This window comes from Streptomyces sp. NPDC002209 (genome assembly GCF_042890265.1).
Taxonomy (GTDB): domain Bacteria; phylum Actinomycetota; class Actinomycetes; order Streptomycetales; family Streptomycetaceae; genus Streptomyces.
Window position 1 is genome coordinate 173,980 of the sequence record NZ_JBIARX010000003.1, and the last position, 16,825, is coordinate 190,804.

At 67.8% G+C, this 16,825-nt stretch carries 15 protein-coding genes; 6 read left to right on the forward strand and 9 right to left on the reverse strand.

Going from position 1 to position 16,825, the window contains the following annotated elements:
• Positions 1-2: 2 nt before the first annotated feature.
• From traA to ACFYXK_RS08365, 5 genes are read right to left on the reverse strand one after another with little or no spacing between them, the layout of a single operon-like run.
• Positions 3-629 (reverse strand): plasmid transfer protein TraA, encoded by a 627-nt coding sequence (gene traA, locus ACFYXK_RS08345; RefSeq protein ID WP_389410373.1) that lies wholly within the window; start codon positions 627-629, stop codon positions 3-5.
• Positions 629-1,144 (reverse strand): hypothetical protein, encoded by a 516-nt coding sequence (locus ACFYXK_RS08350; protein WP_389410374.1) that lies wholly within the window; start codon positions 1,142-1,144, stop codon positions 629-631. Before ACFYXK_RS08350 ends, traA begins: the two co-directional genes overlap by 1 nt.
• 30 nt (positions 1,145-1,174) lie before the next feature.
• Positions 1,175-1,504, reverse strand: coding sequence for an RRQRL motif-containing zinc-binding protein (locus tag ACFYXK_RS08355; RefSeq protein ID WP_389410554.1), 330 nt, complete (start codon positions 1,502-1,504; stop codon positions 1,175-1,177).
• A gap of 14 nt (positions 1,505-1,518) precedes the next feature.
• On the reverse strand, positions 1,519-2,529 hold the full coding sequence (locus ACFYXK_RS08360) for a DUF2637 domain-containing protein (RefSeq protein WP_389410375.1): 1,011 nt from the start codon (positions 2,527-2,529) through the stop codon (positions 1,519-1,521).
• Positions 2,526-2,798, reverse strand: a complete 273-nt coding sequence (locus tag ACFYXK_RS08365; protein WP_389410376.1) for a DUF6284 family protein — start codon at positions 2,796-2,798, stop codon at positions 2,526-2,528. Before ACFYXK_RS08365 ends, ACFYXK_RS08360 begins: the two co-directional genes overlap by 4 nt.
• Positions 2,799-3,596: 798 nt before the next feature.
• Between ACFYXK_RS08365 and ACFYXK_RS08370 the strand changes: the two genes are divergently transcribed.
• The gene (locus ACFYXK_RS08370) at positions 3,597-4,313 is read left to right on the forward strand and encodes an XRE family transcriptional regulator (RefSeq protein ID WP_389410377.1); all 717 of its coding nucleotides are present in this window, start codon (positions 3,597-3,599) and stop codon (positions 4,311-4,313) included.
• A gap of 2 nt (positions 4,314-4,315) precedes the next feature.
• Positions 4,316-4,789, forward strand: a complete 474-nt coding sequence (locus tag ACFYXK_RS08375; protein ID WP_389410378.1) for an NUDIX domain-containing protein — start codon at positions 4,316-4,318, stop codon at positions 4,787-4,789.
• On the opposite strand, the gene ACFYXK_RS08380 is transcribed toward ACFYXK_RS08375, so the two are convergent.
• Positions 4,777-5,349 (reverse strand): HD domain-containing protein, encoded by a 573-nt coding sequence (locus tag ACFYXK_RS08380; RefSeq protein WP_389410379.1) that lies wholly within the window; start codon positions 5,347-5,349, stop codon positions 4,777-4,779. The genes ACFYXK_RS08375 and ACFYXK_RS08380 overlap by 13 nt on opposite strands.
• Positions 5,346-5,813, reverse strand: a complete 468-nt coding sequence (locus tag ACFYXK_RS08385) for a GntR family transcriptional regulator (protein ID WP_389410380.1) — start codon at positions 5,811-5,813, stop codon at positions 5,346-5,348. The genes ACFYXK_RS08380 and ACFYXK_RS08385 overlap by 4 nt, the downstream gene beginning before the upstream one ends.
• A 585-nt stretch (positions 5,814-6,398) precedes the next feature.
• Between ACFYXK_RS08385 and ACFYXK_RS08390 the strand changes: the two genes are divergently transcribed.
• Positions 6,399-7,883 carry a hypothetical protein gene (locus tag ACFYXK_RS08390; protein WP_389410381.1) on the forward strand — a complete coding sequence of 495 codons (1,485 nt, stop codon included), beginning with the start codon at positions 6,399-6,401 and terminating at the stop codon, positions 7,881-7,883.
• Positions 7,884-8,313: 430 nt separating this feature from the next.
• Here ACFYXK_RS08390 and ACFYXK_RS08395 read toward each other — a convergent pair whose 3' ends face one another.
• Positions 8,314-9,519 carry a DNA cytosine methyltransferase gene (locus ACFYXK_RS08395; protein WP_389410382.1) on the reverse strand — a complete coding sequence of 402 codons (1,206 nt, stop codon included), beginning with the start codon at positions 9,517-9,519 and terminating at the stop codon, positions 8,314-8,316.
• Positions 9,520-9,641: 122 nt separating this feature from the next.
• Here ACFYXK_RS08395 and ACFYXK_RS08400 point away from each other — a divergent pair, with 122 nt between their 5' ends.
• Together ACFYXK_RS08400 and ACFYXK_RS08405 are read left to right on the forward strand one after the other, a co-directional pair.
• Positions 9,642-10,874 carry a restriction endonuclease gene (locus ACFYXK_RS08400; RefSeq protein ID WP_389410383.1) on the forward strand — a complete coding sequence of 411 codons (1,233 nt, stop codon included), beginning with the start codon at positions 9,642-9,644 and terminating at the stop codon, positions 10,872-10,874.
• 726 nt (positions 10,875-11,600) lie between these two features.
• Positions 11,601-12,983, forward strand: a complete 1,383-nt coding sequence (locus ACFYXK_RS08405; protein WP_389410384.1) for a cytochrome P450 — start codon at positions 11,601-11,603, stop codon at positions 12,981-12,983.
• A gap of 59 nt (positions 12,984-13,042) precedes the next feature.
• Here ACFYXK_RS08405 and ACFYXK_RS08410 read toward each other — a convergent pair whose 3' ends face one another.
• Positions 13,043-14,590: an MFS transporter gene (locus ACFYXK_RS08410; RefSeq protein WP_389410385.1), complete on the reverse strand. Its 1,548-nt coding sequence runs from the start codon at positions 14,588-14,590 to the stop codon at positions 13,043-13,045.
• A gap of 97 nt (positions 14,591-14,687) precedes the next feature.
• Here ACFYXK_RS08410 and ACFYXK_RS08415 point away from each other — a divergent pair, with 97 nt between their 5' ends.
• Entirely contained in the window at positions 14,688-16,793 is a 2,106-nt protein-coding gene (locus ACFYXK_RS08415) for a prolyl oligopeptidase family serine peptidase (RefSeq protein ID WP_389410386.1), read from the forward strand.
• Positions 16,794-16,825 lie beyond the last annotated feature (32 nt).

The window sequence follows — 16,825 nt, forward strand, 5'->3', positions numbered from 1 at the left end:
GGCTAGGAGCCGAAGTCGAAGCGCCGGCCGCCCTGGCGGGGGCGCTTCGACTGGTAGGGGGCGAGTTCGGGGTCGAACTCCCGCTGGAACGCCGCATACGTCGCGGCCAGGTTCTTCGCGGTGTCCCGGGCGTCCTCGGCGGCCTTCTGGAGCCGCTTCGACACCCGGCGGGCCCGCATCCGCGACCCGAACGCACGGCCCTCGGGGTCCGGGACCTCCTTCAGTACGGCGTTGAGAAGCTCGGCGGCGTTGGCCAGCTCGAACGACATCTGCAGGAACAGACCCCGGCCGCTCTCGCAGTAGTTGCGGATGTCCACGTTGGAGAAGAACTCCGGATCACCGAGCGGGCTGTGAACCCGGCCGCCGCCGCCCTGGCCCCGCCCCTGACCGGCGCGGCTGCCCTGCTGGCCCCCGCCACGGGCGCCACCGCCGTTGTCGTTGATGTGGAAGTGGTACTCCCGCGACTTGCTGCGGTTCGTCGTCCGCGACCGGTTGGCACCGCCCTGGGCAGCGCCAGCGTTCTGCTGTCCGCCGCCCGGCGGGGTGGTCCTGCGCTGCCCGCTGGTCGGGGGATTGGTGGGGCGCTGAGCGCCGTTGCCGCTGGTCGGCATCCAGGAGTTGTTGGCCATCAGTTGGACCCCTTAGCGGCGAAGCGGCCGACGGTCAGCCACAGGATCTGAACGGTGAGGGCGGTCAACGACCACAGGCCCATCAGCGCAGCGCTGAGGGGGCCGAACCACAGGGCCAGCGCAAGCCAGCCGAGGCCGGCCAGGGCCAGGGCGGCGAGGGAGATTCGCCAGGCCCACACGGTCTGGCTGGCCGGGCGGGTCTTGGCCATCCACGCCAGGTACCCCAGCGGTGCGAGACCGGTCACAGCAACTACCAGGCCCGTCCACGGGGCGAACAGGTGCAGGATCGCGGCCACCACGAGCAGCCCGACGGCGACGCCGGTGGGGGCCCAGGCGCGGCGGTGGCGCCACATGAACCGGCCAGTCGCGACGGTGGCGCGGGCAGTCCAGGTGGGCTGTTCGGAGACGACGACGATGACCGGCGGCGCCTGACGGCGCCGGCCCCGCTGCCGGGGAATGTGCACAGTGGTGGGAGCAGCCGCCTGGGCGGCCTGCGAGCGAGTACGGCGAGGCACAGCAGAACTCCTTCAAGACAGGGCGGAGATTCAGGCGGCACACTGATCAGTTCGGTCGTGGCAGGGCACGCACACGCCGAGCGAGACCGGGATGACGTATCCGGCGTCGCGTCGGCAAGCCGGGCAGCGGCGGCGGGCCGCATTCGCCCGCTCCAGCGCCACCCAGCGAGCGGGGGTCATCGGCCGAACCGGCCGAGCCCTGTCGATCCGGTAGAGGTAGGCGACCAGAGGGCCACGTCGGCGGCGGGGACGCTCCACCTGTGCGGCCACCTCCTGGCCACCGGGTCGAAGCCCGGCAGCGCGAAGCTGACGCCGGGTGGCCAGACCTTCCGGAGCCAAGCGCCACCGGTAGACAGGCAGGCCGGCCGGAGACGTCACGACGCGGCCCCTTCGAGCACAGGGGCAGTGGCGTGTCCGGCGTCGCGCAGTTCCTGGTAGCGGGTGGAGATCCAGCCGACAGACCAGCCGGTCAGCTCTGCAGCAGCCCGTACAGGCAGGCCGGCCGTGAACGCGGCCTTGACCGTGGCGCGGGCCCGGTCCTCGGGAAACTTCTCTACTGCGGGCCCGGCGGACAGAAGGGCGGCGCGTTCACGCTCGGCCTGCTCGGCACGGGCTTGGCGTTCACGGTGTTCACTCTCGCGCCGCTGCCGAGCCTCCTGCTCGCGCTGCTGCGCGGCCTGGTGCTCACGCTGTTCACGCTCGCGCTGCTGCTGTTCATGCGCACGCTCACGGCGTTCACGCTCCTCCCGCTCCGCGCACGCGGCGGCCTCGGCCCGCTCCCGGTCCTCACGCCGGATGCGGTCCTGCCGCTCGTTCTCCTCACGGAGCAGCCGGGCTTCGTGCTCACGCTGTTCACGGGCGAGCTGCGCGTCATGCTCGCGGCTTTCACGAGCGGCCCGCTGCCTGGCTTCCTCCCGGTCCGCCGCGGCCTTCTCGCGATCCTGCCGCTCGGCCTTCTCCCTGGCTTCCACCGCGAGCACGGCGGCGGTCAGGGCCCGCCGGTAGGCGAGACCGGCCTCAGCCGTGACGATCAGGAGAAGCGGCGCGACCGAGTGGACGGCCACCCCGACCAGGTCCCCGACCAGGGCCGATGAGCCAACGTTCAGGGCCAGGGTCATTGCGCCGGTCATCCAGCGCAGCGTGACCGGCCAGCGTCCACCGTGCCCACCGAGGCGAGCCAAGACCGAGTCGAGGCGGACCACGATCACCACCGCCGCATCGACGACCAGCGGCAGGATCGGAGCCGTCCACCGCCACTCGGCGGGGGTGTGGATGACCATCAGCGGGGTCACTGTCAGGATCGAATAGAGCATCGCGCCGCCGACGATCAGCCACGTCCCCACCGACAGCGCGCGCTCCGCTGAACCGATGTGAACACGGTTCATGCCACACCATCCCCGACCGTGAACGCGGCGCCGACGCGGTTGGCCAGCTCCGTCCGGGCCGCCAGCACCCGGCGCCGCGCGCGCCGGAGCCGACGCCCGTCCAGTTCCGAAACGGGCCGATCCAGCAGGCTGATCTGAACATCCAGCAACTCGACCTCGGCCGAGATAACCGGCATCTCCGCCTCGATCGCATCCAGCTCCGTCAGCGTCGGCTCGCGGTCGAACTCGGCGGCGGTAACGACCGCCTGAACAGCACCGATGAACAACATTGGGTCTTGCTCCTCTCACACAGGAACGGGACCGAACAGCAGCCCCCGGCGCTCCAACGCCGGGGGCTGCACTCATTCGGGAGCGGAAACCAACGCGGCTCCCCTCACCCCGCCCGTACAGCGCAAGAGCGCCGGACGGGCGGAGGAGGCAACCGGCCGCAGCCACGCTGCGGAACCCTGACCTGCTGGAATCACCTGGTTAGCCCGGTGCGCTCAGCGGCAGCGTCAGGGGATGACGCGAGGGGCAACCGCGAACGTGCCGGTCCAGCACGATCGGGGCCCAAGGTCTTAAGTGACTCACCACAACCTCCACAGGTAGACGAGAACGGGTACTGCACTGCAAGGGGGACCACGTCCCCACTCTCCGGCCGTTGCTCGCGGTCACCGGGCCACCTCGCCAGTCGGGCCGAAGCCCTGATCTCTGGCCTTGCGCGGACTTGCAGCGTCCTCCGCCTTGCGCAGCCCGCTCTGCCGCGGGCCTTTCGTCCGTACGCACCTTCGCTCCACCGGCCGTCACGGGCAGGCAGGGCTAAGGCTTCGCACCGAGCCCTTCCGCCGATGCGGTACCTCTATTACAGGTACCGCATCAGGGTTCCGTCAAGTAGGGCTGCGAAGTACCTCGTTTTCGCGCCGGGACTTCCTGGCGCTCCATCAGAATCCCTCCAGGTCAGGGGCGTTGGTTACCCCGCGCGTAGACAGCTCCGGGCCTTCTGGCTACCGTCAAGAGCTCCCAAGACGTCCCACCCGGGGGTGCAGATGTCCAACGAACGCTTACGCTCCGCCCTCTTGGCGCGAGGCATGACGATCCAGGACCTGGCGGATGCGATCGGGGTCAACCCGAAGACCGTGGAGCGCTGGATCACGCAGGACAAGCCGCCGTACCGTCGCCACCAGTACGCCGCTGCCGCCAAGCTGGGCATGAACGTGACGTCCCTCTGGGATGACTCGCGAGCCGTCGAGAGCTCGGCAGATCTGAGCAAGGCGGAGATCGTAACCGTGTACCCCCATCGCCACCTGGTACCTGCCGGGCTCTGGCGGGAGATATACGGCCGCGCCGACAAGCACGTGGACGTGCTCGTCTACGCCGGGCTATGGCTGTCTGAAGACCCTCAATTCCACCGGCTCCTCAAGGAGAAGGTGGAGAAGAACGCTCAGGTGCGCATTCTTCTCGGGGATCCCATCTGCGCAGCCGTCCGGCAGCGGGGCATTGACGAGGGCCACGGAATCATGGACGGCAAGATTCGCAACGCCCTCATGAACTACCGCCCCCTGTTCGCGAGCCACCCCGAGATTGGGTTCCGGCTGCACGATGCGACGCTGTACAACTCCCTGTTCCGAGCAGATGACGAGATGCTCGTGAACACCCACGTGTACGGCATCGGGGCCTACATGGCGCCGGTTCTCCACCTGCGGCGGATTCCTGGCGGCGGCCTCTTCGACACGTATGCGAATAGCATCGAGCAGACCTGGGGAGGCGCGCGCCAGGTAGCCGACCACGACATCACGGGAGCATGAGCATGGGACGCATCGACTATCTCCACGATCCTCAGGCGCCGGCGGCCAACTCCGTCGTGCCCTCCGTCGTGGCTTTCGTGCAGAACGACGAGGGTCAGGTGCTCGTGATCCAGCGCTCCGACAACGGGCGATGGGCCCTTCCGGGCGGTGGCCACGACGTCGGTGAATCGATCAGTGACACCGTGGTGCGCGAGGTTTGGGAAGAGACCGGGATCAAGGCCGAGGTGGTCGACATGTCGGGGATCTACACCGACCCCGGGCACGTCATGCTCTACGACGATGGCGAGGCCCGGCAGCAGTTCAGTATCTGCTTCCGGGCCCGGCCGATCGGCGGAGACATCCGTACGAGCAACGAGACGACCCAGGTGCGTTGGGTGGATCCGGCAGATCTCGCGGCGTTGGACATCCACTCGACCATGCGCATGCGCATCGAGCACGCGATGGACACGTCTCGGAGCGCGCCTTACATCGGCTGACGCTTGGCGGCGGCCAGCCGCTCGTGCACGCGCGCACAGCTCAGCAGGATCTCGGGCTCCGCGCGGCGGATGAACATTCCGATCAGGCTGTCCGGGCCGTACCGACCAGCGATCTCGTCCACCCGGTCCACGGGGTTGGTGGGTACGCCGTCGGGGGTGGTGTTCATGTCGCAGAAGCAGAGCGCATCGGCCAGTTCGGGGGCCTCGCGCGGGAACTCGTCCTCGAGCTCCTCGCGGAGCCCGCGGGCCTCCGCCTCCATCCAGGCACAGGAGTGGTGAGCGACCAGTCGCACCACCCGTTCGTCCGCGCCGGCCGTGTCCCGGAGATACCGCGCACCGTCGAGCGGATGGAACCCCGTCTTCGCGAGAGCGGAGGCGTAACCGATGTCGTGCAATACCGCCGCGGCCTCCAGCAGCTCAGCGTCCGCACCCAGAATCGGCACCAACTTGCGAGCCCTCCCCGCGACCCCGAGGGAGTGCTGCCACCGGCGCGGGAGTTCTTCGGCCAGCAGCGACTCCGCGAGCGGGTATGCCCACTCAGTCAGCGTTGTGGTGCTCAAGACTTCGAGTCCTCCTCCTGGTTCGGAAGAGCCCGAACCGTTCGCCGCTTGCCCTGCCCACCCTCGCTCAGCACTCCTGCAGCCTCAAGCTGCGTCAGCGCTTTGCCGATGGTGGGGCGGGACGCCCCGAGTCGCGAAGACAGCTCGCCTGCGCTCAGAAACGCTGCCCCGACTTCTAGCCGTTCAGACACGATGAGTGCCGCCACGCGCTCAGCCAACGGCCGCCGGTCCGCGCTCTCACCTTCGCGGACCACTCGCCACCGAGCACCGGGCACCGGCTCGGCTACCCCTTCCTTCTGGAGCACCTGAAACGCCCTGAGCGCCACGCCCCGTGAGACGCCATAGGCGTCCATCACTTGCGCCAGTGACGGCAACTCGGCCATCTCCGGGGTAGACGCGATCTGGACCTTCAGCGCGTCAGCGACCCTCAAGAAGGTCCCGCGAGGGCTGGCCTGCTCCGACACATGATCTCCCTGTCCGCTCCCGACGTCGCCCTTAAGACTCGCATGAACGGATGGAGGGTCATCGTCGTCTGCAAGCTACTGGCACCAGCGCACACCCCGAACCTCCAGGACAATTGGAGCGCGGTGAAGCCTTCCCCTCCCGTGACGGGGCCCACTCACACGCGGCGAGCTCGGCCCGTCGCCCTCAGAGTGCCCCGACAGCGGTGAAGGTGGATCCTGATTGTAGGCAATGCCGAGTCTTGGTAGCTGCCAGAGTCGCATCACGCCGGGCGGGGTGAACGGTATGGCGGGGCAAGGAATTATTGGACTGCCAATTCCGCTCCTGGCGCCATTGACGACTGCAGCAAGGTGCGGTGGGAATCGCCATCAAAGACCGCCGCATGCCCTGCCGAATGCAGGAACTGATCCGGGACATTGAGGCGCCTCAACGAAAAGCCGCGGATACTCTTCGGCTTGAGGAGCGCTCGGACGAAGAACAGTAGAACTCGAGCGCCGAGTTAACGTGAGGATTGAGGAGCCCCCCCCCCGCAGTATCTGCACCGCATATCTGGCGAAACGGGGGCGGCGCGCGGAAGGCGAATAGCGATGGCTAACATCTCCCAAGATTCACCCAGGGCGGAAGGAACACGGACAGAGACGCTCACACTGGCCGATCGGAATCAATTTGAGGATCCAGATGCCGGTAGGCGGCTGGGGTTGAATTGGCTATCCCGATCACAGTGGATGCATCGACGGGTAGATACGCTTGAGCTTATCGATGCAGAGATCGTTCGCTGCAAGATTGGATTCCATTTCACCATTCCATCGAATGGCGTGATACTCGAAGGTTCAACAGGCCAGCGTCAGTCCGTCGTTCCCTTGATGCTTCTAGACAAGGCAAAACTCTCGTATCGATTCTGCATGCGGGATTCGGAGGGTCACACGCTGCCAAGGCTACGCAGCAAAGAGTGCGCGGCCCTGGAGTTTAATTTTCTAAATGCCATTACTGAAGCTATCATTGGCGAGGCAATCCCTCAAACACCCTGGCTTCCAGGCCTCCCGGATGGCCTCACATCGGCTTTCAGGCGCATAACGACCTCTACAATCCGCGACGGCGAGACTACTTACAACCTGATGCGCTCCACGCCTTGGGGCTTGAGGGACGAACAACATGATCTCCTCTTTGGAGAGTCTAGCAATCCGGCCTCCGAATTCTTCAGGCTCTCCGTAAAGGTCCTGACCGAATGCCACATGCTCTGCGCCTTAGTTCCAGGCGAGCCGGACAGTGAATGCATGGTCAAAATAACTTCAGACACCGCTCATGACTGGTTCCTAGATAGAGGGAAGCTGTGGCGCGGAATTCCGCGACGCCTCGGATGGGTACCATTGGAGTTTCGGATACAACCTCCTGTAGGTGACCCCAGAAGTTATCATTGCGAGTTTTGGACCCCTTCAGGGGTCGAAATTGATTCTCGTTCACCAGGATTGACGCCAGCGCTCCCCAAAGCCCATTTCGGATTTCTGAGCAAACATGGGTTTCACCTGGCAGCCCACGATTTCAGTAACCGTCAAGCGTACACCTTGGTGTTGCAATTGAGGTCTGAGCTCACAGGCTGGCTGTCCGCCACCTTGGCGACTTGCCTGGTCGTACTCGCGCTCTTGTGGGTCGGCCGCGCGAAGAGTCCAGAGCTAGTGGATGCCAAGAATTCCACCGACGCACTATCCGGAACACCTTTGAATCTAACGGTGCTACTGACGACGATCTTTCTGGCAGTTGGGGCTGCATCCATCACAGTGCTGGCGAGATCATCCTCAAAGACCCACGCCCTAGAAGACAAAATTCTTGCGGCCCTTCGAGGTGTTTCGTGGTGCATTCCGATCGTCTGCTTCTCTGCGGTCCTCATCCTGTTTTGCGTAAATTCATCGGAGCGGATGAAACTAGGCTTTCTGGTGCTCCTCCTGATTCAATGCGCAATCTTTGTGCTCTTGATACTGCCGTCATATATACGCAGAATTACGAACCCAGGGCACAGGGTGACGGATGCGCGGCGGGAGGCCACGTACAGTCCAGGGCTTTCGTCGGACGAGTGAACGTGGGACAGTGGTGGCTTAAACGAGAGGAGGTGCGGCTATGCCCCGCAGCATTAAGGGACAAGGAGAAGGCGAGTTCGTGTGGGTGCAAACCCTCGATGGACGCCAGGCTTGGCCTGATGATGGTCTGAGTGATCAAGGCAGGGCGTTCGGGATCGAACTCCTCAGCAAGGCCTACAAGAGGCCTTCAAAAAGCACTAAGGCCGTCGCCTCCACCAGCAGGATCCGCGTTTCAGGTGGCAGTCGGAGCGATGGTTAATTGATCTTCCGTGCCCTCATGGACGGTACTCAGTCGTCACCTGGTTCGCGGGCGCTGACTTCGAAGCTTGAGCACTCCGTAAGCAGTGCTTCGCGGATGGTAGCCGTCGTAGCTCATCGCAAGTCGTAGGTTTCTACCAACGGCCCTGGAGGCTCCACGTGAGCAGCTCCGCTAGAAAACCCTAGCCCGTTCGCAGTCGCCCGTACCGAGTGCAAGCCGCTCATAGATGACACCGGCCAGTGCTCGGGCGAGGCCGACCGGGACGGCGTTGCCGATCTGCCTCGCAATGTCGGTCTTCGTGCCGTGCCACAGGTAGTCCTCGGGGAACCCCTGGATGAGGGCGGCCTCATAGTGAGTGATCGGGCGGTGCTCCACGGGGTGGAGGTACCGGCCCTTCTCAGGCTTGAAGAACTCAGTCCGGATCGTGACCGAAGGCCGGCCCAGCCTCAGACGCCCCATGACGTCGCCCGATCCGGTGTTGTGCCGGTCCCAGCTGTCCGTGCTGAGGTACGCCTCGCGACCGTCGATCAGCGCATGCTTTCCGCGCAGATCCATTCGGTTGCCACCAGGCGGGATCGCCATGTACCTCGCCAGCGACAAAGCCTCAGGCGTCCGCCCTATGTGCAGCTCAGACGTCCGAAACGGGCCAGGAAGACCATGAGCACCGGAACGGTCAGGAAGCGCTGTCCCCTTGATCGCCAGACGGCGGGAACGGTCGAACACCTCGTCCACAGGCTCCCAGGGCTGGAACGCTGCCTCGTCATCGAACGGCAGCATGCCAGCAGCCGGATGGAGAGCATCCCGGCTGTGGGTCGGCCTGGGCAGGGGAACAGGCGCACCAAGATTCCGGTGCGTGCCGATGACGATCATCCTCTTCCGCGCCTGCGGGACCCCGTAGTCGGCCGAGTTGAGCAGGCCCGAGACGAGGGTGTAATCGCCGAGCGGTCCGCCGGACTTGACCGTGTCCAGAAGCCCGGCGTACTCGTGCGATGTCTTGAAGCGGTCTACGTTTTCCATGACGAAGACCTTCGGCTGAAGGGTGGTGACGACCCGGACATACTCCCGCCAGAGGCTGTTGCGCGGATCGTCCCAATAGCCTTTGCCCAGGCCTGAGAAGCCCTGGCAGGGGGGTCCTCCGGTGATGACGTCGACGCGGTCCGCGAAGTGGCGGGGGTCGAACTGCTCGATGCTCAGCTCCATCACGTCGGCTGAAGGGTGGTTGGCCTGGAACGTCGCCAGCGCCGCGCGGTCAAAGTCCACTGCTGCGATGGTTTCGAACACCGCTCGGGTCCTTTCGCTGCCCACAGCGTAGGAGCGAAAGCCCTCTGAGAATCCGCCGCATCCAGCGAAGAGGTCCATCACGCGCACCGGCTCCATCAACCATCCCCCAAGGTCGTCCAGCAGTGGGCATGGATCCTACGTTCCGCCACTGACAGCCCAGACCGGAGAGGGGCAGCCAGCCAACCGGAGTGTCAGTGGAGCCTGGTAGATCTAGCAGCATGACCCTTCCTGTCGCTGCTGTGCCGCACGTGGCGTTCTCCGATTTGGAGACCGCCGACCTTCAAGTCGATGCGCTCTATGCCGGCGGGACGAACGGCAACTCCGGCGACGATCCGATGTCCAAGCTCATAAAGGGGATCGGCAACCAAGGAGGCTTCCGGTACGCCGGCTCGCCGACCAATGGCACGGTGAAGCTGGCCGTCCTCTACACCAGCGGCGGCGAGGTGGACTGGCCCGACTACCTGGACGTGCAGACCGGGACCTTCACCTACTACGGCGACAACCGGAAGCCGGGGCAGCGCCTTCACGAGACCCCGCGCTCGGGAAACGTCCTGCTGCGCGATGCCTTCGCAGCCTCCCACGAGGCGCCAGCCATCAGGGCCAAAGTGCCCCCGTTCCTGCTGTTCGAGAAGGCTGCGAAGTCAGGCCGTTCGGTGCTCTTCCGCGGACTTCTGGCACCGGGGGGCCCGACGATGACCTCGGACGACGAGCTCGCCGCCATCTGGCGGGCTACCGCGGGCAAGCGCTTCCAGAACTACCGCGCCCACTTCACCGTGCTCGACGTGGACAGGATCCCTCGCAGCTGGATTCAGCACCTGCTGGCAGGCGGCAATCCGCTGGGCGGCGAGTGCCCAGAGGTGTGGCGCACCTGGGTAGAGAGCCGGGTCTACCGCCCCCTGCTGGCACCCTCCACCACCACGATCCGGTCCAAGGCGGACCAGCTGCCGCAAGACACTGCTGGCCGGGCCATGCTGGAGGCGATCCGAGAGTACTTCCGCGGTCACGAGCACGATTTCGAGGCGTGTGCGGTGGCGGTCTGGAGGCTCATCGCACCGAGCACGGGCGCCGTTGACGTGACCCGGCCGAGCCGTGACGGCGGGCGGGATGCAGTCGGTACCTACGTCCTTGGGCCGGTGGCAAACCGGATCGCCATCGACTTCGCCCTTGAGGCCAAGTGCTACGCCGCGGACAACTCGGTGGGAGTACGGGAGGTCTCCCGGCTGATCTCCAGGATCCGGCACCGCAACTTCGGCGTGCTGGTGACCACTTCGTTCTTCAACAAGCAGGTGCAGGACGAAGTCCACGAAGACGGCCATCCGATCGCCCTGGTATGCGGACGGGACATCGTCGACGCGCTTCGTCAGCAGGGACGAACGACAGTGGACGCTGTACAGCAGTGGCTCAAGCAGAGCTTTCCCCAGCAGAAGCCGCGGCCTATTTGTGACTGCTGAGACCATCTCTGACCCCCTCGAGCCTCTGGCCTGGTGAAATGTTCGAGCATTCCAAACCCTCCAGAGCACTGTGCATGGCCGTGCACCCGTCCGCATGCAATGCGCCTCCCCCCGTGACGTCAACGGAGGCACGATGCCCGAGTCCGTGCGGCAGATATGGAAGACGGGTGGTCGAGTGACGCAGCCGACATGTGGAGCCCGCAACGCGGGCGGAGGGCGGTGCAAGAACAAGGCAATGTTGGGTAGCGGCCAGTGCGCCAAGCATCAGGGGGCTTGGACGGCCCAAGCCAAAGCGCAGCGGCAGAAGAAGGAGGCCGAGGAGAAGCTACGGAAACTTCGCAAGGGGCGGTAGTTTCCAGCATCCCTGGGGCGCTGGCATCGGGCCGTAACCGATGCACCCGCAGGGAGCCGCCCTCGAAGGCAGCGCCTGTCGGGCCGCCGCTGGGCCGTCAGAGGGTGGCCCAGGGTGGCCGGCGACGACCATCGTCGACCACTCCCGGGCTGGTCAGGCGTGGTTGAGGATTCATCCGCTCAGGTCGCGGCGCTGCGGTGTAAGTTCCGCGACATCTAGGTCGGCCGCAGGTCAGGCCCGATCGCCCTGCGACAAGTCGTGACGAAAAGGCAAGCCGGACGGTGGGTTTCAGCCGCATGGCGGAGCGATCCTCGCCGCCTGCGGCGCGGGCCGGGCAGAATCGGCCCCGTCGGTACGGTGTCGAGGGGGCGGCCATGGCAGCAGTGGATGCACGGACGGAAACCGGTACGGAGGTCCCCGCGCTCGGGGGGATCCCCCTGCTCGGTTCCCTGTTCGACCTGAAATCGGACTCGCTCGGGACCTACCTGCGCGCCCAGCAGCAGCACGGTGACGTCGTGCGGATCACCGCCGGCCCGCCGGGGCTGCGCGCCGAGCTGTACTGCGTCTTCTCCGCAGAGGGCGCACAGCAGGTCCTGGCCTCGGAGTCGGCCAACTTCCGCAAGGACAACGCCTTCTACCAGGAGCTCCGGGACTCCTTCGGCAACGGCCTGCTGACCAGCCAGGACGAGGACTACCTGCGCCAGCGCCGGCTGGTGCAGCCGCTGTTCACCAAGCGCCGGGTGGACGGCTACGCCGGCGCGGTCGCGGCCGAGACCCGGGCGGTCGTCGCGGGCTGGGAGCAGGCCCCCGGCGGTGTCGTCGACGTCGGCGAGGAGATGATGCAGCTCGCCCTGCGCGCGGTCGCCCGGATCCTCTTCGGCACCGACGTGGAGGCCACCGTCGACGTCGTCGACCGGTGTTTTCCGGTCATCACGGAGTACGTGCTGCGCCGCGGCTACTCCCCCGCCAACTTCCCGCGCACCTGGCCCACTCCGGGCAACAAGCGGGCGGCCGCCGCGATGGACGAGCTGTACGCGGTCTGCGACAAGATCATCGCCGAGCGGCGCAGCGGGGACGGGGCCGAGGGCGAGGACCTGCTGAGCCTGCTGGCCGCCGCGACGAGCACGGACGACGGGGAGTTCGACGCCGCCGAGCTCCGCGACCAGGTACTGATCTTCCTGCTCGCCGGCCACGAGACGACGGCCACCTCGCTCGCCTTCTCCCTGCACCTGCTGGCCCGCCACCCCGAGCAGCAGGGGAGGGCCCGGGAGGAGATCTCCCGCGTGCTGGGCGACCGTACGCCGCAGGCCGCCGACCTGGACCGGCTCCCGTACCTCACGCAGGTCCTCAAGGAGGCGATGCGGCTCTATCCGGCCGCGCCGGTCATCGGCCGCAGTTCGGTCGCGGCCACCGAGGTCGGCGGACGGACCATCCCGGCCGGCTCGGACGTGATCCTGGCTCCGTGGGTGACGCACCGGCACCCCCGGTACTGGCCGGACCCCGATCGCTTCGACCCGGACCGCTTCACCCCGGAGGCGGAGGCCGGCCGCCCGCGCTACGCCTGGTTCCCGTTCGGCGGCGGCCCGCGCGCCTGCATCGGGCAGCACTTCTCGATGCTGGAGTCGGTGATCGCGCTGGCGATGGTCCTGCGGGCGTACGAGTTCGAGGCCGTGGACACCGACGTCCCGGTCAGCGCCGGGATCACCCTGCAGGCGGACGGCCCGATCCGCTGCCGGCTGCGGGGCGCGGCCGGTTAGCCGCCGGTCAGGGGCCGGCCGGCGGCCGGTCGGCGGCCCGCTCCCGCCGTCCGCGCGTCTCAGGCTGCGGCCGGCGCGTGGTGGCCCTTGAGGCGTTCGAGGTCCGATGGGCGGACCTGGATCGCGAGCAGCGCGATGACCGCGGCGATCAGGGCGAACGCGGCCGCGACGACGAACGCGGCGCTCACTCCCGAGGTGAGCACCTGGTCGCCCCACGGGTCCGGAAGCCGGCCGGTCCGCAGGAAGAGGGCCTTCTGGGCGGGGGCGGCCTGACTCAGGAAGGCCGGCACCTGATCGTGGGCCTCGTTGCGGCTGGCCGTACCGAAGACCGTGACCAGGATGGACAGCCCCAGCGACCCGCCCACCTGCTGCGTCGTGTTGAGCAGTCCGGAGGCCGCGCCGGACTCCCGGTCGGCGACGTTGGACAGGGCCATGAGGGTCAGCGAGACGAACTGCATGCCCATGCCGAGGCTGAAGACGAGCATCGGGCCCAGGATGCTGCCGAGGTACGTCGAGTCGATGTCGGTCTGCGTCAGCCAGGCCAGGCCGGCCGCCGAGCACAGCGCGCCCGTCACCATGAAGGGTTTGGGTCCGAGCTTCGGCAGGAGCTGGGAGGTGATGCCCGCGCCGACGGCGATGACGACGCTCACCGGCAGGAACGCGAGGCCGGCCTGGAGCGGGCTGAAGCCCAGGACGTTCTGCACGAACAGGGTCAGGAAGAAGAACATGCCGAACATCGCGCAGGCGAGGAAGAGCATGATGCCGTAGGACCCGGCCCGGTTGCGGTCGGCGAACATGTGCAGCGGGGTGATCGGCTGCGGGGAGCGCCGTTCGTTGAGGAAGAACAGCAGGAGCAGGACCACGGCCGCCCCGAAGGAGCCGAGGGTGATCGGATCGGTCCAGCCGTCCTGCGAGGCGCGGATGAAGCCGTAGACCAGCGCGACCATGCCGAGGGTGGACAGCAGTGCGCCCGCGAGGTCGAAATGTCCGGGGTGGCGTTCGGATTCGTGGATGACCCGGCGGGCCATCACGGCGATGGCCAGGGCGATCGGCACGTTGACGAAGAACACCCAGCGCCAGTTGAGCCATTCGACGAGGATGCCGCCGGCCAGGAGTCCGATCGCGCCGCCGCCCGCCGAGACGGCGGCGAACACGCCGAACGCCCGGTTGCGCGCCGGGCCTTCGTGGAAGGTGGTGGTGATCAGTGCCAGGGCGGTCGGGGAGGCGATGGCGCCGCCGACGCCTTGGAGGGCGCGGGCGGCCATCAGCTGGCCCTCGTTCTGCGCGAGCCCGCCGAGCAGGGAGGCCAGGCCGAAGAGCAGCACGCCGGAGATGAACACGCGTTTGCGGCCGAGGATGTCGCCGGTGCGTCCGCCGAGGAGGAGCAGTCCGCCGAAGGTGAGGGTGTAGGCGTTGACGACCCAGGACAGGCTCTCGGTGGAGAAGCCGAGGGCGGTCTGGATGTGCGGCAGCGCGATGTTCACGATGGTGATGTCGAGAACGACCATGAGCTGGCACGAGGCGATGACGAACAGCGCCAGCCCGTTGCCGCTGCCCCGGACCTTGCCGTCGGTCCCGTTGCTGGTCGGCGTCGTGTTCCGGTCCACCTTTTCGACGCTAAACCTGCTACCGGGGGTACACCACTCGAATGGCCTAGGCTGCATGACATGTACAGTGTGCCATTTCACATGACACACTACGATCATGGATGACTTCCTCAGGCTCTCCGCGAGCACCGGCCGCTTCACGTACGGCGCCCCGCGCGCGTTCTCCTTCGGGGACGACGGCCGGCTGCTCTGGTTCCTCCGCTCCACCGGCCCCGGCGACGCCTTCGACGGCCTCTGGGTCCTGGACACCGCCACCGGCACCGAGACCCGCCTCGCCGACCCCCGCGAGCTGTCCCCCGAGCCGGGCACCCTGCCGGCCGGCGAGCGCCGGCTGCGGGAGCGGATCCGGCTGGTCGCCGCCGGGATCGGCTCGTACGCGCTCTCCGGCGACGGCCGCAGCGCGGTGTTCCCGCTGTACGGGCGGCTGTACCGGGTGAGGTACGAGGACACCCCCGCGGGCGCGGCCGGCGCCGCCGGGCAGCCGGTCGGGAAGCCGGTCGGCCGGCCCGAGGAGATCCCGGCCGCCGGGCCCGCCCTCGACCCGCGGCTCGACGCCGACGGCTCCCGCACCGCGTACGTCACCGGCGACGCCCTGTACACCCACCCGGGCGGCCGGGTCAGCCCCGCCGACGGAGCCCGCTGGGGCGTGGCCGAGTTCGCCGCCGCCGAGGAGCTGGACCGGGGCCGCGGCCACTGGTGGTCCCCCGACGGGCAGAGCCTGCTGGCCGCCCGCGTCGACGAATCCGCCCTCCAGAGGCGCCACTTCGCCGACCCCGCGCACCCCGAGCTCCCGCCCGAGGACTTCGCGTATCCCGAGGCGGGCGGCCCCAACGCCGGGGTCCAGCTGTGGGTGCTCGGCCCCGGCGGCGCCCGGGTACGGCTCGACTGGGACGCCGAGGCGTACCCGTACGTCTCCGACGCCGACTGGGAATCGGCGTCCGAGATCCTGCTGACCGTCCAGGACCGGCTCCAGCAGAACGTCCTGCTGCTCTGCGCCGACCCGGCCACCGGCCGGACCCGCGAGCTGTCCCGCACCACCCACCCCCACTGGGTCGACCCGATGCTGCCCGGCACCCCGGCCCGGCTCGCCGACGGCCGGATGCTCACCGCCGCCGACACCCCGGACGGCGCCGCCCGCGGCCTCGCCGTCGACGGGAAACCGCTGACCGGGGACGGGATCCAGGTCCGCCGGGTGGCCGGCACCCACCGCGACCGGCTGGTGATCGAGGCCGGGCTGCGCGATCCCGCCGAACAGCAGGTGCTGCTCCTCGACCCCACCACCGGGGAGCTGACCCCGCTGGCCGACGGACCGGGGGTGCACAGCGTCCAGGCCTCCGCCGGAACGCTGCTGCTGACCTCCGCCGACGCCGACGGGATCCGGCGGACCGTACGCACCGCCGACGGGCGCGAGTTCGCGCCGGGCGACCTCTCGGCGCCGCTGCCCTACCGGGTGGTCCCGCTGCTGGAGCGGGTCACCGAACACGCCGTCCCCACCTCGGTGGTGTTCCCCCGCGGCCACGTCCCCGGCCGGCGGCTGCCCGTCCTCATGGACAGCTACGGCGGCCCCGGTTTCCAGGACGTGTGCGCCGAGCCGCGCCGCTGGCAGCACCGCCAGTGGTGGGCCGACCGGGGCTTCGCGGTGGTGACCGTCGACAACCGCGGAACCCCGTACGTCTCCCCCGCCTTCACCCACGCCGTGTACCGCGGGTTCTCCGAGGTCACCCTGGACGACCAGGTCGCGGCCCTGCACGCACTCGGCGAACGCCACCCGGACCTGGACCTCGGCCGGGTCGGGGTACGCGGCTGGTCGTACGGCGGCTACCTGTCCGCGATGGCGGTGCTGCGCCGCCCGGACGTCTTCCACGCGGCGGCCGCCGGGGCCGCGCCGACCGACTTCCGGCACTACGACACGGCGTACACCGAGCGCTACCTCGGGCTCCCGCAGGAGAACCCCGAGGTGTACGAGCAGGACTCGCTGATCCCGGACGCCCCGAACCTGGTCCGGCCGCTGCTGCTGATCACGGGCCTGGCCGACGACAACGTCCACCCCTCGCACACCCTGCGCCTCTCCCAGGCCCTGACGGACGCGGGCCGCCCGCACCAGCTCCTGGCCCTGCCCGGCGTCACCCACATGACCCCGAACGGCACCAAGGAGAAGCTCATGGCCCTGGAACTGGAGTTCTTCCGCCGCGAGCTGGCCTGACCGACGGCGCAGCCGGTGACGTCGCTCAGCCG